This is a genomic window from Streptomyces sp. NPDC002144 (genome assembly GCF_053593695.1).
In genome coordinates this window covers 92,555-114,072 of the sequence record NZ_JBSFDB010000017.1, presented here as the reverse complement: position 1 = coordinate 114,072, position 21,518 = coordinate 92,555, and the positions used below count along the sequence as shown (strand labels likewise).

Below are 21,518 nucleotides of genomic sequence, written 5' to 3'. Positions count from 1 at the left end.
CGGGAGGGGTACGTAGCTCTGCATGACACCTGAGCGTCCCCTCCCCCCGGTGCCCACGGCCACCTACCGGCTGCAGCTGCAGCCCGAGTTCCCGTTCGCGGCCGCGGCGTCGGCGGTGCCGTACCTGGCCTCGCTGGGCGTCTCGCATCTGCATCTCTCCCCCGTCCTCGAGGCCGTGCCCGGCTCCGCGCACGGGTACGACGTCGTCGACCACGCGCGCGTGCGGGAGGAGCTGGGGGGTGAGGAGGGGTTGCGCGCGCTGGCGCGCACGGCGCGCGAGCACGGGCTAGGGCTGATCGTGGACATCGTGCCGAACCACATGGCGATGGCGCCGCGGCACAACCGCGCCCTGTGGGAGGTGCTGCGGGAGGGGCCGAAGTCGCCGTACGCGCGCTGGTTCGACATCGACTGGGAGGCGCAGGGCGGGCAGGTGCTGCTGCCGGTGCTGGGCGGACCCCTCGGCTCGGTCGTCGGCGAGCTGCGCGTCGACGGGGACGTGCTGCGCTACTACGACCATGTCTTCCCGCTCCGCGAGGGCACCGAGGAGCTGCCGCTGCCGCAGCTCCTGGACGCCCAGTGGTACCGCCCGGTGTGGTGGCGGCTGGCCCGCACCGAGCTCAACTACCGGCGTTTCTTCAGCATCTCGGAGCTCATCGGGGTGCGGGTGGAGGATCCCGAGGTCTTCGAGGCCACCCACGACAAGATCCTCCAGCTGCTGCACGAGGGGGTCGTCGACGGGCTGCGCGTGGACCACCCGGACGGGCTCGCCGACCCGGACGGCTATCTGCGGCGGCTGCACGAGGCGACCGGCGGCCGCTGGACGGTCGTGGAGAAGATCCTCTCCGACGGCGAGCACCTGCCGGCCTCCTGGCCCGTGGCGGGCACCACCGGGTACGACGCCCTGCGGCACGTCGACGGGCTGTTCACCGACCCGGCGGGCTTCGGGGAACTCCTCGGCCAGTACCGGCGGTTCGCGGCCCCGCAGACCGACCGGGGCGGCGACTGGGCGGCGACGGTACGCCGGGCGGCGTACAAGGTGCTCACGCACGAGCTGGCCGCCGAGGTCGACCGGCTGACCCGGGTGGTGAGCAGGCTGTGCGCCGCCTCGCCCGACCCGCACCTGCGCGACCGGGCTCCCTGGGCGCTGCGCACGGCCCTGACGGAGCTGCTGGTGCGGTTGGAGGTCTACCGGCCCTACGCCTCCGGTGACGCCGCCTCCGTACTCACCGAGGAGGCCGCGGCCGAGGCACGGCTCGCCTTCGTCGTCCCGGAGGAGGCCGGAGCGGTGGACGTGGTGCGGGGCCTGCTGCTGGGGCGGGGCGGTGAGGGTCCCGAGTACGTCGAGTTCCGCACCCGGTTCGCCCAGACGGCGTCCGCGCTGCGCGCCAAGTCCGTGGAGGACACCGCGTTCTACCGTTATGTGCCGCTGCTGTCGGCGAACGAGGTGGGCGGGAATCCGGGCGCCCCGGCGCTGTCCCCGGAGGAGTTCCACGCGTACTGCGCGCGCGTGCAGCGCGACTGGCCGGCGAGCGGAACGGTGCTCTCCACGCACGACACCAAGCGCAGCGCCGACGTACGGGCGGCGCTTGAGGTGCTCACCGAGTGCCCGGGGCGCTGGGCGGACGTCCTGGCGGAGGTGACGCGCACCGGTGAGGGCGTGCCGGACGCGCAGCTGGCGTGGGCGGCCTGGCAGACGGTGTTCGGGCTCGGTCCGGCGGACGAGGAGCGGGTGCGGCAGGCGCTGCTGAAGCATGTGCGCGAGGCGGGGCTGTTCACGAGCTGGACCGAGCAGGAACCGGCGTACGAGGAGGCGGTGGCGGCGTTCGTCGCGGCGGGCCCGTGCGGGGCGCCCGGCGAGCACGTCACCGCCCTGCGGGAGGCGCTGGAGCCGCACATCCGGGCCAACGTGCTCGGTGCGGCCCTGGTCCACCTGACGATGCCGGGCGTGCCGGACGTCTACCAGGGCACGGAGGCCGAGTACCTGGCCCTCGTCGACCCGGACAACCGTCGCCCGGTGTCCTTCCCGCCGGACGCCCCCGGCGACAAGGGCGCGCTGACGGCGGCCGCCCTCGGGCTGCGCGCCCGGCGGCCCGGCGCCTTCGGGGAAGCGGCGGCCTACACGCCGCTCGCCGCGGAGGGACCCGCTGCGGAGCACTGTCTGGCCTTCGCGCGCTCCGGGGAAGCCGTCACGGCGGTGACCCGCCTGTCCCTGCGGCTCGCGGAGGCCGACGGCTGGCGGGACACGGTGCTGCCGCTGCCACCGGGACGCTGGGCGGACGTCCTCGCTCCGGAGCGGGAGTTCACGGGGCACGCACGCGTGGAGGAGCTTTTCGCACGGTTGCCGGTGGCGCTGCTGGAGCGGACGGACTCCGACTGAGGACCCGGGGACCGCGGGTCGGGACCCAGGGTCGGGAGCGCGACGGGGTCACATATCGCGAACTTCACGCCGGGCGTGCGCGCCGTCGTCCTGCGCCGTGGTGTTGTCCGGGCGCCCCGCTTGCACCCGCGTGCGCTTCCGGGGTGCGCGCAGGGAAACGGCGCGTGCGGGCGTGTGTGGGGAGCGGTCGCGCGCGTGTGCCCTTGCGAAGGGGTTGTTCCGGCCGGCGGTAAATGCATCTGGGCGCCCCTGGAGGCTCCCCCGGGGCGACCTTGACAGGGGGCGGAGACCGTGGGGTACTGCGGATTGCGAAGCCAGGCGGACTGGACGGGGGTGAGTCTCCTGCCGCAGCTGCGTTACCCCACTGTGCCCCAACTCGTCTCGTCCGCGAGGGCGTTGGCCATCCATCGGCCCACCCTGTGCACGCTGAGACAGGTGGGTGTCTCCCGCGCCGGGCGCCCCCTGCACCTGCTGTCCGTGGGCCATGCCCGACGGGCCGTACTGGTCGTCGCCGGCGCCCACGCCAACGAGCCCACCGGCGGCTCCACCCTCCTCGCCCTGGCCGAACGGGTCCTACGGGAACGGGAGTTGCGCACCGACACCTCCTGGCACTTCCTGCTCTGCGCCGACCCCGACGGCGCGAGCCTGCACGTCACCCCGGCGCCGCGCACCCTGCTCGACTACCACCTCGGCTTCTTCCGGCCGGCCGCCGAGGAGCAGCCGGAATGGTCACCCGCGGTACTGCCGCCGGACCGGCTGCCGCCCGAGACTCGGACGCTGACCCGGGTCATAGACGAGCTGCGGCCCTACCTCCAGGTGACGCTGCACGGGACCGACCTGGGCGGCAGCTGGGTGCAGCTGACGAAGGACATCCCGGGGCTCGCCGAGCCGTTCGCCAAGTCCGCCGCCCAGCTGCACATCCCGGTGGAGACGGGTGCCTCGGACGCCGCGGGCTGGTCCGCGTCCGGGCCCGGGGTGCATGTGATGCCGTCGCCGGGCGCGGGAGCCGCGTACCCGAGCATGCCGGACGACGCGCGGCAGAGCACCTGGTACCACACCCACCGCTACGGCGGCCTGACCGCGGTCGTCGAGGTGCCGATGTGGGCGAGCGACCTGGTGGACGACCCGGCGCCGCATCCCGCGCCGGCCGCCGCGATACGCCGGCTGGCGCGCCGGCTGCTACGGGACGGGCTGGAGGTGGAGCGGGTGCTCGCTGACGCGCTGCCCCGCCTGGAGGGCGTCGACGGGCCGCTGCTGCGGGCCGCGAGGTGGGCGCTGGAGCTGGTTCCGGGGCTGGCCGCGGACTGGATGCACACCCCGCCCGCCGACGACACCATGGCGTACGTCGGGAGCGTGGACGCGTTCGGGCGGCGGCTGCCCTTGCGGGCCGCGGCGATGCTGCTGCGGGTCCTGCGGGAGACCGACGACCGCGCGGCGCCGCACCTGGAGCGGCTGGTGTCGACCTGGAGCGACTCCTTCGCCGAGCGCTTCCGGGCCCGCTGGGTACCGCTGGAGCACCAGGTCGAGCACCAGTCCCGCACGGTGGTGGCGGCCGCCCTGCACGCACGCGACGGAACGGCCTGAGCAACGGCGCCCACGCGCGCGTACGGGGGCGCCGCCACCCGCCACACACCAGGCGCGCGCGGGACCCCGCAACCCGCCACACACCGCGCGCGTACGGGACCCCGCGACCCGCGGCGCACCGCGCGTGTCACCCGTCGAGCGCGAAGACCTCCCTCGTGCGCGCCCCGAGGGCGCATGCGTTGGGGAAGGTCTGGACGTACTCGACCTCCCGGCCGCTCCACTGTCCCCGCGCGTGCACGGTGACCGGCGCGTAGACCATCGGGCACATGACGTCCCTGGCCGGGAGCGCGCCGATGTCGCCGTCGACCGCCGCGAGCTCGGCGCACGCCTCGACCGCGCGCGCGTGTCCCTGGGGCGGATCGCACAGCAGCAGGGTGCCCCGGGTGTCGCTGGAGCGGGAGTCTCCCTTGGTGACGGTGAGGTAGAGCCAGCTGCCCGGCAGGTGGTGGCCGGGGGTCGCCTGGGCCTGGGGCGCGGCGGCGAGGAGCAGCGCGGCCGCCAGCAGGGCGCCGCGTACCGCTTTCGCTGTGGTGCTGATCGTCATTCCAGATGCATCGGCACGGCGGCCCCGGAACCCCACCCCGGCTCACCCGAACGGGAGCACGCGGGCGCGTACCGCTCGGCGAGTTCGAAGGCGTGCAGGACGACGCGCGACTGGTACTCGACCTGGCGCGCGACCGGGATCCAGCGGGCCCCGCAGCCGTCGAGGTAGTCGGCGCACCACTCGCCGATGAGCCGGTCCAGGTCGGGCAGCACCCCGGCCGGATCGCGCCCGGCGCCGGTGACGAGCTGGTGCAGCAGCCCCGCCGTGCGCAGGGCGAGCCGCCGGCCGGCGATGCGCAGGGCGGCCAGATGGGCGGTGCTCAGCGGCGGGAGCGGGCGCGTCCCGTCGGCGATGTCGGGGTCCCAGGTGTCGGCGAGGCCGGGGCAGACCAGTAAATAGTCGTCCACCGGCGCGAGCAGGCGGGCCGCGTCCGGCGCGCCCGTCGTGTGCGGGCGCAGCCGCGCGAGGAGCCGCTCCAGCAGCTGCGCGTCGCGTCGCAGGGTGTGGCTGACCGTGCGCAGCACGGCGGCGCGGTCGGCGGGCGGGGAGCTGTCCTCGACGGCGGCCACGCCCCACATGGGTGCCTCGACGACGGCCGTGACCGTGCCGTGCCGGTGCGGGTGGTACCAGGTCGACTCGACGGCGGCCTCGGTGATGGCGGCGGCCAGGTCGCCGGGCCGGGGCGGCGGGATGCGGTAGACGGCCGGACCGATGTTGGGCCAGTACAGGGTGTCGTACGGCCCCAGTTCGCGCGGGATGCCGAGGCGGGCCGCGGTGTGCGCGACGCGCTGGGCGAGGCCCGGCAGGTCGCGGGTGAGCTCGACGAAGCCGCCGCCGACGTCGACGCCGTGCAGCGAGCACTGCAGAAAGGGCCGCAGCTCGTCCTGGAGGTCGAGCAGGGTGCGGGTCTCCGGCAGGGCGGCGGCCGCCGCTCCGGCGGGCAGCCATTCGGGCTGTTCGTGGAAGCCGGGCCGGAAGAAGTTCCGGAAGTACCGGCCGAGGGTGTACGGGCCCGACAGCCAGCCCTCGTTGCGGCGCAGGCCGTCCGGGTCGAGGCAGAGCAGCAGGTTCCAGGTGGCGTCCGCGCCCTCGGTGAACCGCGGGTCGGCCAGGGCCCGTTCGGCCAGCCGCAGCACGGTGGCGCCGCCGACGGGTTCGTTGGCGTGCGGACCGGCGACCACGAGGGCCTGACGGCTGCCGTGACCGACGGAAAGCAGCCACATGGGGGTGCCGGCCCGGGATGTGCCGACGCGGCGCAGACGGGCGTCACCGGGGCGACGGGCGACGAGTGCCGCCGCCCGCGCGCCGAGCTCGTCGACGGTCGGATAGCGCAGGAGGGGCGGCAGGGCACACCTCCCCGATGCTGTGCCGTCGGTTCACCTGACGTGCATGACGTACGCACAGTCAGTCACGACTTGGGGGGTACGTCAACACCGCGGAGAGGAAAGGGATTTGAGCCATCACAGCAGCTCAACGCCGTGTCATGCTCAGGCCAAAGCTAAGCGGTGGCTCAGTCGACGGCGAGCCGGAACGACATCCGACCGAAGCCGACCTGGTCGCCCTCGCGGACCACGGCGGCGCCGATGACCCGCCGTCCGTTGACGGTGGTGCCGTTGGTGGAGCCGAGGTCCCTCAGCACCCACATGCCGCCCTGGCGGCTCAGTTCGGCGTGCACCCGGGAGACGGTCTCGTGGGTCAGCCGCAGTCCGTTGGCCGGATCCCGACCGATGCGCAGCGGGTGGCCGCCCGCCGGGTGCGGGAGCAGCAGCTTGGGCAGCCGCTCGGCCTGCCAGGCCCTGCGCAGCCGTACGGTGAAGCCGGAGACGGCCTCCACGCTGCCGAAGACCAGGCGCGCCAGGCGGCTCTCCTGGGGCAGGTCAGCGGTGAGGGCCAGGAGCTCGTCGGAGCGGCGGGCGGCGAGCGCCAGCTCCATGCGGCGGATGAACGTGTCGTGCGAGAGCCGCCCCATGGCGACGCCGTCCCGAAGCACCTTCAGCGCCTTGTCGCGCTCCGCGTCGGACAGTCGCGCGGGGTACGTGTTGAACTCGAAGGACGACGTCACGTTGGTGATTGTCGGTCAGTGAACCGCGGGTGTCCAGAAAACGAGAAAACGGCCGCCACGCGCGCGTATCGCGCGACACCGGCGGGGAAAGGGAGGATTCGAAAGCGCGCTGATCTCGTTTGAAGCACCATGGACGGGCTACCTCCCGGTGAGCAGACGAAGGGGAACCGTCCGTGCAGTTCGATGTGTGGGCACCGCAGGCCGGCCGTGTGACGCTCCATTGCGGCGGCGCCGCGCGCGCTTTGGAGCGCGATCCGGAGCGGGAGGGTTGGTGGCGGGGCGAGGCCGACGCGCGGGACGGCTCGCGCTACGGGTTCGCGCTGGACGACGGTCCCGTGCTGCCCGACCCGCGCTCGCGCCGCCAGCCGGACGGCCCGGACGGGCTGAGCGCGGTCTTCGACCAGGGCCGGTACGCGTGGCGCTCCGAGTGGGCCGGACGGCCGCTGCCGGGCGCCGTGCTCTACGAGCTGCACGTGGGCACGTACACCCGTGAGGGCACCCTGGACGCCGCCGCCGAACGGCTCGGCCATCTCGTTGAACTGGGCGTCACTCACGTCGAGTTGATGCCGCTGTGCCCCTTCCCGGGGCGGCACGGCTGGGGGTACGAGGGCGTCTCGCTGTGGGCCGTGCACGAGCCGTACGGCGGGCCCGAGGGGCTGAAACGGTTCGTCGACCGGGCGCACGAGCTGGGACTCGGGGTGGTCCTGGACGTCGTGCACAACCATCTGGGGCCGTCGGGCAACTACCTGCCGGCGTTCGGGCCGTACTTCACGGACACGCACCACACGCCGTGGGGTTCCGCCGTGAACCTGGACGCGCCGGGGTCGGACGAGGTGCGGACGTATCTGGTGGACAGTGCCGTGTCCTGGCTGCGGGACTACCGGATCGACGGGTTGCGGCTGGACGCGGTGCACGCGCTGGCGGACACACGCGCGTGCCACTTCCTGGAGGAGCTGTCGACGGCCGTGGACGCCCTCTCCGGCGATCTGGGACGCCCGCTGTTCCTGATCGCCGAGTCCGACCTGAACGACCCGCGGCTGATCACCCCGCGCGCGGAGGGCGGCCTCGGGCTGGACGCGCAGTGGAACGACGACTTCCACCACGCCCTGCACACCGCGCTGACCGGCGAGGCGCAGGGCTACTACGCCGACTTCGGGCGCGCGCCGCTGGCCGCGGTCGCCAAGACGCTCACCAGGGGCTACTTCCACGACGGCACGTACTCGAGCTTCCGGGGCCGGCGTCACGGGCGCCCGCTGGACACCACGCGCGTGGCCGCGCACCGGCTGCTGGGCTACACCCAGACGCACGACCAGGTCGGCAACCGCGCCCAGGGCGACCGTCTGTCCGCCACCCTCTCCCCCGGCCTGCTGGCCTGCGCGGCCGCGTTCGTGCTGACCGCGCCCTTCACACCGATGCTGTTCATGGGCGAGGAGTGGGCTGCGGGCACGCCCTGGCAGTTCTTCACCGACCACACCGACCCGGAGCTCGCCGAGGCGGTACGGCGGGGCCGGCGGCGGGAGTTCGCGGCGCACGGCTGGGCCGAGGAGGACGTGCCGGACCCGCAGGACCCGGCGACCCGGGACCGCTCCTGCCTCGACTGGAGCGAGCCGGAGCGCGAGCCCCACGCGCGCGTGCTCGACTGGTACCGGCGTCTCATCGCCCTGCGCCACGAACAGGCCGACCTCACCGACCCCGACCTCGGCGACACCAAGGTCGCCTACGACGAGCAGGACCGCTGGATCGCCTTCCGCCGCGGTGACGTGCGGGTCGCGGTGAACCTCGCCAAGGAACCGGCGGCCATCCCACTGGGCCCCCGCGAGGCCCGCGTACTGGCCGCGTGGGAACCGGTACGGCCCCCGGGTGCCGACGGTGTGCTGCACGTCCCCGCCGAGTCGGCCGTAATCCTGCTCCAGAACTGACGAAACCCCACGGCGCCCCGCCGAACGGGTGCTCGTCCAGGTCCCGCGCGGGCCGCCGAACCCGCCGGGGCCCGAACGCCGCTGACCGGCGGCGGGGCGGGACGGGCGTGCGCGGGGCCTGACCGAACCGGGGCTCCTGCCGGGCCCCGCACAGGCCACCGATCCAGGGCTCCTGCCCATCCCACGCGCGGGCGCCCAACCGAGTTCCCCGCACATCCCGCACACGAGCCGCCGAACCGAAGTCCCTGCAGGACCCCGCAGCGGCCGCGAACCAGAGCTCCTCCACATCCCACCCGCTGGCGCCGAACCGAAGGCCCCCGCACGAGCCGCCGAACCGAAGTCGATCTGGGACCCCCGCGCAGGCCGCCGATCCAGGGGTCCTGCGCATCCCGGGCGCGGGTGGTGTGCGGGTGGGTCCGAGTCGGTGGTGTCAGAAGTCTTCGGTTCCGTCGGCCTCCCGTAGTTCCGTCACGCGCTCCAGCAGGATCGGCTCCCAGGCTCGGTGGAGCTGGAGGCCGAGCAGGGGGAGGGGGGTCGTGTCCCGTTCGATGTGGGCGGCGAGGCGGATCACCGTGTCGCAGCGGGCCAGCCACAGGCCGCGCAGACAGGGGCGGGCGCCGTAGCCGGCGAGGGTGGCGGCGCGGACGGCGGCCGGGGAGCCGACGGCGACCGCGAGGCCCGCGATGTCCTCGGCGGGGTCGCCGACGGCCGCGTCGGTCCAGTCGAGGACCCCGCGCACCCGCCCGTCGGCGCTGACGACGAGGTGCTCGCCCCGAAGGCCGCGGTGGACGAGGACCGCGGTGCCGGGCTGCGCGGCGAGCTGGACGGCGGCGGCGGAGGTGAGCTGGTGCAGCCGTACCGGGTCGAACTCGTCGGTTCCGGCGAGCAGGTGGGCGGCCTTCTCGGCGGCCCGGCGCAGGCCCTCCAGGGAGCGCGGGGCGGTGCGCGGGACACCGAGCGTCTCGGCCTGCCGTACGGGCACCTCGCGCAGCCCGGTGAGCAGCCCCGCGAGGTCGGCCTCGCCGACGGCGGAGACGTCGTGCTCCTCCGCCGTGCCGCCCGGAACCTTGGTGTCGAGCGTGTACGTCAGCCCGGGCGCCCACTCGCCGTGCGCCACGCTGGTCGGGACGGCGAGCGGGAGGTGGGGGCGGACGAGGTCGCGCAGCCGCAGTTCCCGGCGCTGGCGCAGGGCGGCCTCGCGGTCCGGGGCGAGCCGCAGCACATGGCGGGTGCCGACCCACCAGGTGGAGTGCTCACCGCCCTCCGCGACGGGCCGCAGCTCCGGACCGGCCGTCCCCCCGCCGTCCTTGAGCAGGGAACTGACCAGCCGGCGGACGGTGTCCGCGGTGGGTGTCGGTGCCTGGGTCATGGTCGCGCCGTTGTCACTCGGGGATGTGCGGGGGCTCCTGGGACGCTCAGTCCACTATGACCATCTCGCGGTCGGTGGTGTTCAGCCGCCGGCCGCCGTCCTCGGTGACCGTCACGATGTCCTCGATCCGCACCCCGAACCGGCCGGGCAGATAGACGCCGGGCTCCACCGAGAAGCACATGCCGGGCACGAGCGGCTGCCGTTCGCCCTCGATCATGTACGGCGGCTCGTGCGTGGTGACGCCGATGCCGTGCCCGGTGCGGTGGATGAAGTACTCGCCGTACCCGGCGTCCTCGATGACCGCGCGGGCGGCCCGGTCCACCTCCTGGCAGGCCACGCCCGGCTTCACCGCCCGGACCCCGGCCTCCTGGGCCTCGCGGACCAGGTCGTGCACCCGGCGCTCCTCGTCGGTGGGCTCGCCCACGTGCACGGTGCGGGAGGTGTCGGAGCCGTAGCCGTCCTTGAGGCCGCCGAAGTCCAGGACGACCATGTCGCCGCGCTCGATGACCCGGTCGCCGACCTCGTGGTGCGGGTTGGCGCCGTTCGGGCCGGAGGCGACGATGGTGAAGTCGACCTGGGAGTGGCCGAAGCGCCGCAGCAGACCGGCGAGGTCGGCGCCGACCTCGGACTCCGTGCGGCCCGCGAAGGGAACCTTCCTGATCTCCTCGAACGTCGCGTCGGCGGCCGCGCCCGCGGCCGCCATCAGTTCCAGTTCCGCCGCGTCCTTGACGGCGCGCAGCATCGGCAGGGCCTCGGTGAGGGAGACGTGGCTGGTGCCGGGCAGCGCCCGCTGCAGGCCGAGCAGGTGCATCGCCCAGGCGTTGTCGCTGATCCCGAAGCGCCCGCTGACGTCGAGGAGCGCGGCGGTGGCGGCGTAGGGGTCCTTGCCGTCGGTCCAGTCCCGCAGACCGAGCGCGCCCGCGCCGGGTGCCCGCGCCGCGTCGGGCGCCTCCAGGGTGGGGACGACCAGGACGGGGGCGCGACCGGGGGCGAGGACCAGCAGGGTGAGCCGTTCGGTGGCCGCGGGGGGCGTGTAGCCGGTCAGCCACACCAGGTCCGGGCCCGGGGCCACGAGAAGACCTGCGAGACCGGCGTCCGCCGCGGCGCGCGCGGCGCGGTCCATGCGGGCCCGGTAGTCGTCGGCGGTGAAGGGCGCGGTCGCGGTGCCGGTCATCCGGGCCTCCCTGGGCGGGTTGAGGGACCACAAGGGACTACGGGCAGCATCCTGCCCGGACAGCGGGGGCCGCGCGACCGGTCTGCGGGTCCTCGCACGCCTCGGCCGGTCATGGCGTCAGCTCTCCAGGGCGAGGCGCACACCGAGGAGCAGCAGCACACCCCCGGAGACCTGTTCCAGGCGCCGGCGCACCGCGGCGCGGGAGAGCACGGTCCGCATCCGGCCGACGAACCACACGTACAGGCCGTAGTAACCGATCTCGTAGACCGCCCACAGCGCGGCGAGACCGATCATGGCGGGCAGGTGCGGGGCTCCCCGGGGCACGAACTGCGGCAGGAAGGACATGGCGAAGATCGCCGCCTTGGGGTTGGCGAGGTTCAGCAGCAGCCCGCCCCGGTAGGCGGCCCAGCCGCTCTTCTCACCGCCCTCCCAGCCGGCCGCGGCGTCCCCGGTGTGCCGCGCCTGGCGCAGCGCCTGGACGCCGAAGGCGATCAGAACGAGCGCGCCGACGATCCGCATCACGTCGTACGCCACCTCGGAGGCCGCGAGCAGCGCGGTCAGGCCGAAGGCGGCGACGACGCCCCACACGAAGACCCCCGTCTCGTTGCCGAGCACGGTCAGCAGACCGGAACGCCTGCTGCGCAGCGACTGCTTGATGATCAGCACGGTGCTGGGGCCGGGCGAGGCGGCGATGAGGGTGCAGGCGCCGAGGAAGGCGAGGAGGGTGCTCAGCATGGGCCCCATGGTGGTCGGTGCCCGGGCAGCCGGGCCAGCGGTTTTCACCGCGTCGGCGCGGGCCGGCTCCGGGGGGTCAGGTGACGACTCCGGGTAGGGCCGTCAGCCGCTGGTATCCGCCGCCGCGGTGCCGGACGGTCAGTGTGACCCGCGTGCCGGGTCGGGCATGGGCGACGGCGCGGGCGAGGTCGGCGGCCGTGCCGACGCGGGTGCCGCCGAACGCGAGGAGTACGTCGCCGCGGACCAGGCCGGCCGCGCAGGCGGGGCCGGGGACGTGGACGCCGACGACCAGGGCGCCCGGTCCTCGGTCGTCGACGGCCTCCAGGCCGAGGGTCGCCGTGGCGGGCGCCGGGGACGCGGACGGGGCCGGGCCCGGGGACGCGGGGGGTGGCGAGGGGACGGGGCGGGCCGGCACCGGGGTGTGCGCCCGTTGCAGGTCGGCGAGCTTGCTCATGCCGATGACCGTGGCGCCGACGGTGCCGATGCCGACGCCGGACAGCACCAGGACCGTCCCGACGCACAGGCCGAACAGCACGGCCCTCAGCCGTCTCGCGCGTCGTCGCGCGGCGTGCGGGCGAGGGGCCGGGGTGTCGGGGCGGGCGCCGCCGCCGGGGTTCCGGCCGGGCATCGGCTTGGGACGCAACGCAGTCTGTTCCATGGATCGCCTCCGGCTGGAGCACTACCCGGGGCACCGGCGCACGACGAGCCACGAACGAGTGAGACTGACCCGCGGTCAAGGGCGGGAAGAGGCGTGTCGCCCGGCGCGGGCGCGAGGTCACCCGCGTGCGCCCAGCGCCCGCGCCGGCGTCGCCGCCGCCCCGGCGAGTGACCTCCCGTACACCAGTTCCGTGGGGTGCACGACGCGCGGGTGGGTGAGCGGGACGGCCGTCGCGCCCGGGACCGCCGGGGCCGCCAGGCCGTAGCCCGCGGCGGCGAGGGTGGTGAGGGTGGTGAGGGTGCGCACGTCGGTGCCCTCGTAGCGCAGGGCGGGGCGGAAGCCGTGGCCGCCGTTCGCGGCACGGAGGTGCGCCAGCGGCAGACCCGCGTTCGGGGCGTCGAGCCACCGGGCGTCGGCGGGGCCGCCGAGGCGCAGGCCGGGGCGCCGGGCCGGCGGGTGGCCGGCCGGCAGGAGGACCCGGGGCACGACGAGGACGGCTCGCGCCCGCACCCGATGACCCGGGCGCCGGCGCGAGCCGCGGTGGAGCACGCGGCGCGGGCGGGGTCTCAGCCCGTGTGCCCCTCCCCGTGGCCGCCGTGCGCCCCGCCGTGGTCGAACCGCATGGCCTCCTCGGGCATGACGACGAAGGGCCGCATCATGCCCATGTCCTCATGTTCGAGGAGGTGGCAGTGGTACATGAACCGGCCGTACGCGCCGTCGAACCGGCCCATGACGCGCAGTATCTGGCCGCCGGGCACCCGGAAGACGTCCTTGTGGCCGCGCTCGTTGGGCGCGAGCGGCAGCTGCTTCGTCGCGTCGAACGCGATCGGCACGCGTGTGCCGCCCGCCGCCGGGTCGAAGCCCGAGACGTCGTAGGCGTCCCGGCCCAGCAGCTGGAAGTCGGCCAGGTGGATGTGCATCGGGTGGACGATCGGCGCGAGGTTGAGGAAGCTCCACTGCTCGTAGGAGCCCTCGGCGACGGTGAAGCCCAGGCCGTCGTTGAAGGTCCGGGAGGTGCGCCGGTACGTCTTCGTGGTGCCGTCCGCACCGGTGAGCTGGATGACGCCGTCGGCGGGCAGCTGGAGGTCGCCGGGGTCGTCGACCTCGGTCATCTCCCAGATCTCCGGGTGACCGCCGGAGCCCTTGGTGCCGGGCACGGTGAGCACGACGAGGCGGTGGCCGTGCGGGATGTCGTGCGTGAGCCGGCGGAAGGAGCCGGAGAGCACCTCGGGAAGCTCGAAGGTGTCCGTGCACTCGCCCGCCCCGACCCGGAACTCCATGACGGCCGGGTAGGGCACGTCGTTCACCGGGTCGGGCACGCCCGGGGCCTGGCCACGGCCCTTGTTGACCAGGCGCAGCTTCTTGCCGGCGAGGCCGCGGAAGTCGACGAGCAGGTCGAAGCGCTCGGCCGGCGCGGCGGTCAGCGTGGGCAGCGCCTCGTCGAAGTCGACCGGGACCGGGCGCGGCAGCAGCCCGCCGTCGCTGCCGATCTGGTGGACGACGCCCGGGACCGGGTTGTCGTCCTCGTCGACCAGGACGAGCTCGTAGATGCGCGCGTTGGACGCGTTGACCAGCCGGAAGCGGTACCAGGCGGCGTCCACCTCGGCGTACGGCCAGATGCGGCCGTTGACCGTCGTGTACGGGCCGGTGAACGGGATGGAGACCGGCTTTCCCGTCTCCGGGTTCTGCTGCTGGACGATCACCGTCTTGTGCAGCAGCCGTCCGTTGAGCCTTCCGTCCTCGTCGGTGTCGAGGTTGCGGTCGGCGAGCAGCAGCGGGATCTCCCGGTCCCCGCCGGGCAGCCCGAGGGCGTCCTCCTCGTCGTCCCGCAGCAGGTAGGTGCCGTACAGGCCGGTGTGCACGTTCCACCGGGTGATGTTCATGGCGTGGTCGTGGTACCACCACTGCACCGCCTGGTGGTCGTTCGGGTACTCCGACAGCTGGGCGTCGCCGTACCCGACGGCGTTGTCGGCCCAGCCGTCGTTGCCGCCGCCCGTCTGCGCCCCGTGCAGATGGGTCACCGTCCAGGCGGGCAGGGCCGCGACGTCCTTGTTCGGTTCGACGCCCTCGCGGCCCGGCTCGGTGGTGGCGGGCGGAGTGCCGGGCGCTCGGACGGGCACCTCGACCGAGGTGACCGGGTACTCGCTGCCGCTCGGTACGCGGTTGGTCCAGGCGATGCGGACCCGCCGGCCCCGGCGTACCTCGATGGTCGGTCCCGGTACGTGGCCGTCGTAGCCCCACATCAGGGTCGGCGGGAGCTGCGGGTGCAGCCGGACCCAGGTGGGGCGGACGGCGATCTCCGTCTCGCGCAGGACGTCGCCCGCGCCCGGCCGCAGGACGGGCGGGACCGGTAACGGCGTCACGTACGGCACCAGTTCGTCCGGTGCCGGTGCCGCCCTTCCCGTGCCGTCGTTCTCGGTGATCCTTTCGATGATGTCGGTCAAGTCGAACACCCCCGTGTGTTCTGTTGTCTGTTCCCCTTGTCCCAGAAGACTCCTGACATCCCGGCGAAGTTCCCTGAATGTCCCGTTCCGCACGAAAAGTTTCAGTGGACGGTGACAGCGGCTCGCGGATCGGGCAGGAAGCCGTGGGTGCGTCGGGCGAGGTGGTCCGCCTTGTAACGGTCCACGGAGCGGTGCCAGTTGAGGATGCCGGCCATCCAGTTCTCCAGGTCGGCCACATAGCCGCGCATGACCTCGCGGGCCTGGTCCGACAGGTCGAAGTCGTCGTAGACGACGGGCAGTTCGTGGGCGGCGACGTGCTGGAACTGGCGCATGCGCTGGGTCATGAGGTCGTGGACGACCGTCAGCGCGGTCGGGTAGTCGATGCCGAAGAAGTTCTGCACGACGAGGATCGCGTTGTGGATCTCGCCCTCGTACTCGATCTCCTTCTGGTACGAGAAGACGTCGTTGAGGAGGCAGGCGTAGTCGACGGCGGCGTTCTCCAGGGAGCGGACGGGGCCGCTGCGGTAGACCTCGGGCGATACGGCGGGGCCGTGCCCCATGCGGCACAGGCTGAGGGTGAGGTCGGAGCCGAAGGTGGCGCGGCGCATCTCCAGGTAGTCGACCGGGTCGGGGATGCGATTCTGCAGCTGGTTGGACAGCTCCCACACCCAGCTCTCGGTCATGGCGTTCACCGCGTCCTTGAGGAAACGCCTCTGGCCGGGGGTCATCTCCGCCGTGGTGCGCGCCCACAGGTCGACCAGTCCGCGCTCCATGCCGTTGGCCGGGACGAGGACCGGTTCGCCGTCGACCGGCATGCAAGCCGCCAGGCGCCGGGTGGTGAGGCGGGCGGCGGCCAGGTCGTGGCGGCGGCCGTGGACCAGGGGGTAGTAGTCGTCGCCGTACGTGCCCCAGGCGAGCCACTGGGAGGCAAGGTCGAGGGCCTCGGGCGTGGCGTCGGGATCGAGGCCGGCGGCGCACAGCGGGAGGTCGGCGGCGGCGAGCCTGTCCTCGTCCCAGACGCCCTCGTGCAGCATGCCCATGCGGTGCATCCAGCCGGTGAGGCGTTCGCGGGCGCCGGGCAGGTGCGGGCTCAGCTCGACCTGGAAGGGCATGCAGAAGTCCGGCAGAAGGGACGGTCCGACCTTCTGGTACGGCACGTGCGTGTACGCGCGCAGGCGCTCGGCGCCGGCCGCGGCGAGCAGCGCGCCGACGTCGGCGGCGGAGCTGCCGGGGCCGGTGGGGCCGTGCCAGGGACGGGCGGCACGCGCGCGTGCGTTCATGTACCGGCTGGAGCGCATGTGCCACTCGTGGCCGCCGGACTGCCAGTCCTGCAGGCCTTGGGCGTACCGGGCGACGGCGGCGACCTCGGGCGGGGTGAGGCCCTGGTCCAGGGCGAGCGCGGGGACCTCGGTGAGCGCGGTGTGCTCGAACTGGTGCAGACGGGAGGTCAGGACGTCGTTGACGGTGTCGGCGGCCTCCTGGGTGGTGCAGCCGAAGAAGGTCTCCAGGACCAGCACGCCGTTGCTGAGCTCGCCCTCGTCCTCGACCTCGCGCTGGTAGGAGAAGAGGTCGTTGCGCAGATGAACGGCGTCGGAGAAGGTCTCCATCAGCACCCGCAGCGGCCTCGACGCGGCGACCGACGCCGGGACCTCGGCCGTCGCGTACTCCACGAGGCCCGCCGACCAGGGCGCGCCGCCGACCTTGCGGCGCATCTCGATGTACTCGACCGGGTTGGCGATCCGGCCCTCGTTGATGTTGGACAGCTCCCACAGGGACTCGTTCAGCAGGTGCTCGGTCGCCACCGCGAAACGGCGGCGCCAGTCGGCGGACATCGACGGCACCGTGCGCGTCCACAGGTCCGCGAGGCCCGCCTCGACCGGGTTCCGCGGCTCGGGCACGGGGGTCGCCGGGTCCATCGGCATGAACAGCGGCAGCCGGTCCAGATAGGCCTTGCCGCCGGCGCGGTCCTGGGTGCGCTTGAAGGTCTCCAGGAAGTGGTCGTCGAAGAAGAACACCCACACGTACCAGTCGGTGATCAGGGACAGCGCCGGGCCGTCGCAGTCGGGGTGGGTGTAGGCGCACAGCAGTCCGTAGTCGTGCGCGTCGAGGTCGGACTGCTCCCAGACCCCGGATCCCTCCAGCATGCCCATCTCGCGTGCCCACGCCGTCGAGTGGGCACGCGCCTCGTCGACATGCGGGTTCAGCCGCGCGGGGTACGGCATGTAGAAGTGCGGGAGTTCGAAGGGCTGCTGCGTCATGGCCGGGCCCTACCCAGGGCCCTCGGGGGGCATCCGCGAGCCGGGACATGATCACACCATCGCGTGAACCGACGGGGAATCCGGGAACCGGGCAGGGGTTCACGCTCCCCGCACGGCCCGCCCCACCTCCGCCCGCAGCATGACGAACTCCGGCAGGCCGCGGGTGCCGATCTGGTCGCGCTTGCCGGGGAGTCCGACGGGGAGGTCGAGGACGACGCGGGAGGCGGGGCCCGGCGAGAGGACGACGACGCGGTCGCCGACGTAGACGCTCTCGTCGATGTCGTGGGTGACGAACACGATGGTGGTGGCGTCGGTGCGGTGCACCTCGAGGAGGAGGTCCTCCAGGTCCTCGCGGGTCTGGGCGTCCAGGGAGCCGAAGGGCTCGTCCATCAGCAGCAGCGAGGGACGGCAGACCAGGGCGCGGGCGATGGCGACGCGTTGCTGCATGCCGCCGGAGAGCTGCCAGGGGTGGCGGCGGGCGGCGCCGTCCAGGCCGACGCGCTCCAGGATGCGGTCGGCCTCGGCCCGTCGAGCGGCCCGGGCGAGGCCGCGGCGGCGCAGCGGGAGCGCCACGTTGTCGCGGACCGTGAGCCAGGGGAAGAGGGAGCGGCCGTAGTCCTGGAAGACGACGGCGAGATGGTCGGGTACACCGGTGACGGGCACGTCGTCCAGGGTGATGGTGCCCTCGCGGGCCGGCTGGAGGCCGGCGACGGTGCGCAGCAGTGTGGACTTGCCGCAGCCCGACGGGCCCACGACGCACAGCAGTTGGCCGTCGGGGACGGTGAGGGTGATGTCGTGCAGGACGTGGTGGTCGCCGTAGCGCTGGCCGAGGGCGTCGAGGCGGAGGGTCACGTGGGTCTCCTTCTCCCGGTCATCCGTCGTTCGACGGCCAGGAGGGCGGTGTTGAGGAGGTGGCCGAGGACGCCGAGGAGGAGGAGTGCCGCCCACACGGTGAGCAGGTCGGAGCGGGACTGGGCGTCGGTGAGGGTGAAGCCGATGCCGTTGGCGGTGCCGGGGAGGAGTTCCGAGAACACCATGAGGATGAGGGAGAGGGACAGGCTCAGGCGCAGTCCGGCGAAGATGTGGGGCAGCGCGGAGGGCAGGAGCAGGAAGCGGAGCCGTTCCAAGGGGTTCAGGCGCAGGACGGCGGCGACGTCGAGGCGCAGGGGGTCGGTGGCGCGGACGCCCTCGGCGGTGTTGATGAGGACGGGCCACACGGCGCTGAACGCGATCGAGGCGATCTGCATCGGCGCGCCGAAGGCGAACACGACGACGAAGACGGGCACGAGCGCCGGGGGCGGTACGGCGCGGGCGAACTGGAGCACCGGGTTGCACAGCGCGTACGCCCATGCCGAGCGGCCCACCAGCACGCCTGCCGCGATCCCGCCGACGGCCGCGATCCCGAATCCGGCCGCCATCCGCCCGAGACTCGGCAGCACGTCCCCGATCCCGGCCGCGCTGAGGAACGCGTGCCGGGCGGGCCCCGAGAACCACAACTCCTGCGCGCGGAGGGCGATACGGCTCGGCGGCGGAAAGTACACACTCCCACGGGCCTGGGCGCCCCACTGCCAGGCGCCGAGGGCGACGAGCAGCACCACCAGCCGCAGCGCCGCGTGCCGCCAGGAGAACGCGGGGCGTGCGGCGGGGTGGGGGTGGCCGACCGTCCCCCGTCCTCCGCTCACGCAGCCGCCCTCCGATCCGGTGTCCACGGGAACAACCGGCGTTCCGCCCGGACCAGGACGCTGTTGATCGCCAGGCCGATGGTGCCCGCCCAGAGCACGCCCGCGAGGACGTCGCGGGTGCCGTCCGTGGCGAGGGAGGCCTGGGCCATGAAGATGCCGAGGCCCTCACCGAAGCCGGAGAGGATCTCGGTGGCGACGGCGAGGATCAGCGCGATCGCCGCCGAGATCCGGACGCCGGCCGCGATGAACGGCGCCGTGGCGGGGAGTTCGACGCGCAGGAGGACGGAGAGGCGGCCGAAGCCGAAGGCGCGCAAGGTGTCCTTGGCCAGCGGGTCGGTCTCGCCGAGCCCGTGGATCGTGTTGAGGAGGATCGGCCACACCGACGCGTACACGATCAGCGCCACCTTGGTCTCCGTGCCCGTGCCGAGCAGCAGGGACACCAGAGGGATCAACGCCACGGAGGGCAACGGCCGCAGGAACTCGACGATCACCCGGACCGCCGAGTCGACGATCGGCACGCTGCCGAGCAGCAGGCCGAGCGGCACCGCCAGCACGATCGCCAGGCCGAGCCCCAGCGCCCACGCCCGCAGTGTCGCGCCGATCCCGGTGAGAAAGGCGCTGTCGCCCGCCAACTCCACCGCGCGGGCGAGCACTTCGGAGGCCGGGGGCAGATAGCCGCGCCGGACGATCCCCGCGCGGCCCACCGCCTCGCAGGCGCCGAACGCCAGCAGCACACCGAGGCCACCCAGCGCCAGCTCCTGACGTCGCTTCAATTCCCGCCGCCTTCGCCTCACTTGACCAGCAACGTCGCCGGATCGATCGACTTCTTCAACAGCCCCTGTTTCCGCATGAGTTCGGTCAGCCGCCGCAGCTGTGCGATGTCCGTGGCCGTCGCGTACGTCGGCAGGCCGATCGACGTGGCCTGGTCCGCGGTCACCTTGGTGTACTTGGGGAGTTCGGCCCGTACGGCCGAGGGATCGGACGCGGCGATCTTCGAGGCGGCCTCGACGGCACGCCGGAACGCGGCGGCCGCCCCCGGGTGACCTTCGGCGAACCTCCGTGTCGTGACGTACCCGCTGATGGGCATCGACCCGACGGGCGCCGACGCCCCGTCGAGCAGCACCCGTGCCTTCAACTGCCCCTGGATCGCGCTGTCGAAGGGCTCCACGGCGTGTACGGCGTCCACCTGTCCCCGCTGCAGGGCGGGCCCCATCTGGGGGAAGGCGATCTGCCGGTACACCGGCCGTCCGACGCCCCGCTGGTCGAGGATCGCGTTCAGGGTGAGCGACTGGATGTTGTTGAGGATGTTGACGGCGACCGTGCGGCCCGCGAGACCGGCGAGGGTCTTGATGCCGGAGTCCTTCGGCACCAGGACGTCCATCATGTGCGGCGCGGTCCGCACCCCCTCGGCGAGGACGCGTACGTCGAGCGTGCCCTTCTCGTCGGCCTGCAGGAAGGTCACGTAGTTCGCTCCGGCGATCACGTCGACCTGTCCGTTGGCCAGGGCGGGCAGCGCCTGGATGCTCTGCTGGACGGGCTGGACGGTGACGTCCAGCCCCGCCTTCTCGAACAGTCCGCGGTCGCGGGCGAGATAGACCGCCGCCGTGTCCGTCAGGGGCAGGGCGGCGACGGTGATCCTCGTGCGGCCCCCGCCCGTCGTCGTGGAGCCCCCTTTGTCGCCGCAGCCGGCGAGAAGCAGTGTCAGGGCGGCCAGGACGACCGCCGGCTTTCCGATTCCCGGCCGCAATCGACGTAACGCCATACGGGCATGACTATCAGGGAATTGTCATGATCACCACATAAGAAGGCGTCGAAGCATCACTCTTTGGAGAAATGCGAAAGGATCTCCTCGGCCACCCACCCGAGGGCGTCGGGCAGCGCCTCCGTGGCGACCGGCAGCCACAGCGAGCAGACGGAGAGCCCCGCCTCGGCCAGCGCCCCGAGCTCGTCACGTACGCTCTCCGCGCTCGCGTCGGGGCCGCCCAGCAGGCGCCCCGGCGCCTGTACGGCAGCCGTGAACCCCGGCGGTACGAGCGAGAGCCCCGCCGTCAGCCCCAGCGTCCGCGGATCCCGGCCGGCGGCGTCCCCGAGCGCTCCGAGCCGCTCGCGCACCGCCCGCAGCCCGGCCGCGTCGAGCCCGGCGCCGTGCCAGGCGTCGCCGTACCGCAGTGCCCGGCGCAGTGCCGCATCGCTCTGGCCGCCCACCCACACGGCCGGCCCCGACTCGGTGCGCGGCCGCACACCGAGCCGTACCTCAGCTTCGTCGCGCCACAACGCCCGTACGGCGGACAGCTGTTCGTCCGCCCGCCGGCCCCGCCCGGCGAAGGGCACGCCGACGGCCTCGAACTCCCGCTGGTCCCAGCCGGTGCCGACGCCCAGGGTGAAGCGGCCCCCGGAGAGCCGGTCGAGGGTGGCCGTCTGATGGGCGAGGAGGACCGGGTCGTACAGCGGCAGCACGAGCACGCTGGTCACCAGGCCGACCCGGGTGGTCGCCCCGGCCACCGCGGCCAGGGTCACCAGCGGGTCGGGGGTCACCCCGGTCTCGCCGGCGAGCGCGTGACCGCTGACGAAGACATGGTCGAAGCCCAGCCGCTCGGCGGTGCGGGAGGTCTCCAGCACGCCGTCGACCTCCTCCTCCCGCGCGGGCCACAGACGGTGCGGTGCCACTCCGATACGCAGCATGTCGTTCGGTCTCCCCTCGTACGGCAACGC

At 73.6% G+C, this 21,518-nt stretch carries 17 protein-coding genes and 1 pseudogene; 3 read left to right on the top strand and 15 right to left on the bottom strand.

The window, feature by feature from the left end:
• Nucleotides 1-22: 22 nt before the first annotated feature.
• Both treY and ACWCQ1_RS25385 read left to right on the top strand, forming a co-directional pair.
• Complete coding sequence (treY, locus tag ACWCQ1_RS25390) at nucleotides 23-2,377, top strand: malto-oligosyltrehalose synthase (RefSeq protein WP_451027450.1); 2,355 nt, start codon at nucleotides 23-25, stop codon at nucleotides 2,375-2,377.
• A 333-nt stretch (nucleotides 2,378-2,710) separates the two neighbouring features.
• The gene (locus tag ACWCQ1_RS25385) at nucleotides 2,711-3,961 is read left to right on the top strand and encodes a M14 family zinc carboxypeptidase (protein ID WP_358603265.1); all 1,251 of its coding nucleotides are present in this window, start codon (nucleotides 2,711-2,713) and stop codon (nucleotides 3,959-3,961) included.
• Nucleotides 3,962-4,088: 127 nt separating this feature from the next.
• On the opposite strand, the gene ACWCQ1_RS25380 is transcribed toward ACWCQ1_RS25385, so the two are convergent.
• The 3 genes from ACWCQ1_RS25380 to ACWCQ1_RS25370 all read right to left on the bottom strand — a co-directional run bounded on the left by ACWCQ1_RS25380 (nucleotide 4,089) and on the right by ACWCQ1_RS25370 (nucleotide 6,567).
• On the bottom strand, nucleotides 4,089-4,505 hold the full coding sequence (locus tag ACWCQ1_RS25380; RefSeq protein WP_451027449.1) for an SSI family serine proteinase inhibitor: 417 nt from the start codon (nucleotides 4,503-4,505) through the stop codon (nucleotides 4,089-4,091).
• On the bottom strand, nucleotides 4,502-5,851 hold the full coding sequence (locus ACWCQ1_RS25375) for a M14 family zinc carboxypeptidase (protein ID WP_358603298.1): 1,350 nt from the start codon (nucleotides 5,849-5,851) through the stop codon (nucleotides 4,502-4,504). The genes ACWCQ1_RS25380 and ACWCQ1_RS25375 overlap by 4 nt, the downstream gene beginning before the upstream one ends.
• A gap of 164 nt (nucleotides 5,852-6,015) precedes the next feature.
• Nucleotides 6,016-6,567 carry an FHA domain-containing protein gene (locus tag ACWCQ1_RS25370; RefSeq protein ID WP_451027448.1) on the bottom strand — a complete coding sequence of 184 codons (552 nt, stop codon included), beginning with the start codon at nucleotides 6,565-6,567 and terminating at the stop codon, nucleotides 6,016-6,018.
• A gap of 173 nt (nucleotides 6,568-6,740) precedes the next feature.
• Here ACWCQ1_RS25370 and treZ point away from each other — a divergent pair, with 173 nt between their 5' ends.
• Nucleotides 6,741-8,486, top strand: coding sequence for a malto-oligosyltrehalose trehalohydrolase (treZ, locus tag ACWCQ1_RS25365; RefSeq protein ID WP_451027447.1), 1,746 nt, complete (start codon nucleotides 6,741-6,743; stop codon nucleotides 8,484-8,486).
• Nucleotides 8,487-8,916: 430 nt separating this feature from the next.
• Here the strand turns inward: treZ and ACWCQ1_RS25360 are convergent, their stop codons facing one another.
• The 12 genes and pseudogenes from ACWCQ1_RS25360 to ACWCQ1_RS25305 form a co-directional block, all read right to left on the bottom strand.
• Nucleotides 8,917-9,855, bottom strand: coding sequence for an aminoglycoside phosphotransferase family protein (locus ACWCQ1_RS25360; RefSeq protein ID WP_358603276.1), 939 nt, complete (start codon nucleotides 9,853-9,855; stop codon nucleotides 8,917-8,919).
• 46 nt (nucleotides 9,856-9,901) lie between these two features.
• A complete protein-coding gene (locus tag ACWCQ1_RS25355; protein ID WP_133041620.1) occupies nucleotides 9,902-11,029 on the bottom strand; it encodes an aminopeptidase P family protein in 1,128 nt (375 codons plus the stop codon).
• Between the two features lie 117 nt (nucleotides 11,030-11,146).
• Nucleotides 11,147-11,764, bottom strand: coding sequence for a LysE family translocator (locus ACWCQ1_RS25350; protein ID WP_358603282.1), 618 nt, complete (start codon nucleotides 11,762-11,764; stop codon nucleotides 11,147-11,149).
• 76 nt (nucleotides 11,765-11,840) lie between these two features.
• Nucleotides 11,841-12,422 (bottom strand): PDZ domain-containing protein, encoded by a 582-nt coding sequence (locus ACWCQ1_RS25345; protein WP_358598449.1) that lies wholly within the window; start codon nucleotides 12,420-12,422, stop codon nucleotides 11,841-11,843.
• Between the two features lie 117 nt (nucleotides 12,423-12,539).
• Nucleotides 12,540-12,899, bottom strand: a pseudogene (locus ACWCQ1_RS25340) (LysR family transcriptional regulator); the annotation flags it as partial.
• Nucleotides 12,900-12,988: 89 nt separating this feature from the next.
• A complete protein-coding gene (gene phsA / locus ACWCQ1_RS25335) occupies nucleotides 12,989-14,866 on the bottom strand; it encodes an O-aminophenol oxidase PhsA (RefSeq protein WP_451027446.1) in 1,878 nt (625 codons plus the stop codon).
• 101 nt (nucleotides 14,867-14,967) lie between these two features.
• Nucleotides 14,968-17,124: a germacradienol/geosmin synthase Cyc2 gene (cyc2, locus tag ACWCQ1_RS25330; protein WP_451027445.1), complete on the bottom strand. Its 2,157-nt coding sequence runs from the start codon at nucleotides 17,122-17,124 to the stop codon at nucleotides 14,968-14,970.
• Nucleotides 17,125-17,223: 99 nt separating this feature from the next.
• Nucleotides 17,224-17,976, bottom strand: coding sequence for an ABC transporter ATP-binding protein (locus ACWCQ1_RS25325; RefSeq protein WP_451027444.1), 753 nt, complete (start codon nucleotides 17,974-17,976; stop codon nucleotides 17,224-17,226).
• Nucleotides 17,973-18,806 carry an ABC transporter permease gene (locus ACWCQ1_RS25320; protein ID WP_358598461.1) on the bottom strand — a complete coding sequence of 278 codons (834 nt, stop codon included), beginning with the start codon at nucleotides 18,804-18,806 and terminating at the stop codon, nucleotides 17,973-17,975. The genes ACWCQ1_RS25325 and ACWCQ1_RS25320 overlap by 4 nt, the downstream gene beginning before the upstream one ends.
• The gene (locus ACWCQ1_RS25315; protein WP_133041613.1) at nucleotides 18,803-19,579 is read right to left on the bottom strand and encodes an ABC transporter permease subunit; all 777 of its coding nucleotides are present in this window, start codon (nucleotides 19,577-19,579) and stop codon (nucleotides 18,803-18,805) included. The genes ACWCQ1_RS25320 and ACWCQ1_RS25315 overlap by 4 nt, the downstream gene beginning before the upstream one ends.
• 17 nt (nucleotides 19,580-19,596) lie before the next feature.
• Nucleotides 19,597-20,568 carry an ABC transporter substrate-binding protein gene (locus ACWCQ1_RS25310; protein ID WP_358598467.1) on the bottom strand — a complete coding sequence of 324 codons (972 nt, stop codon included), beginning with the start codon at nucleotides 20,566-20,568 and terminating at the stop codon, nucleotides 19,597-19,599.
• A gap of 56 nt (nucleotides 20,569-20,624) precedes the next feature.
• Nucleotides 20,625-21,488: a TIGR03619 family F420-dependent LLM class oxidoreductase gene (locus ACWCQ1_RS25305; RefSeq protein ID WP_451027443.1), complete on the bottom strand. Its 864-nt coding sequence runs from the start codon at nucleotides 21,486-21,488 to the stop codon at nucleotides 20,625-20,627.
• Nucleotides 21,489-21,518: the final 30 nt, after the last annotated feature.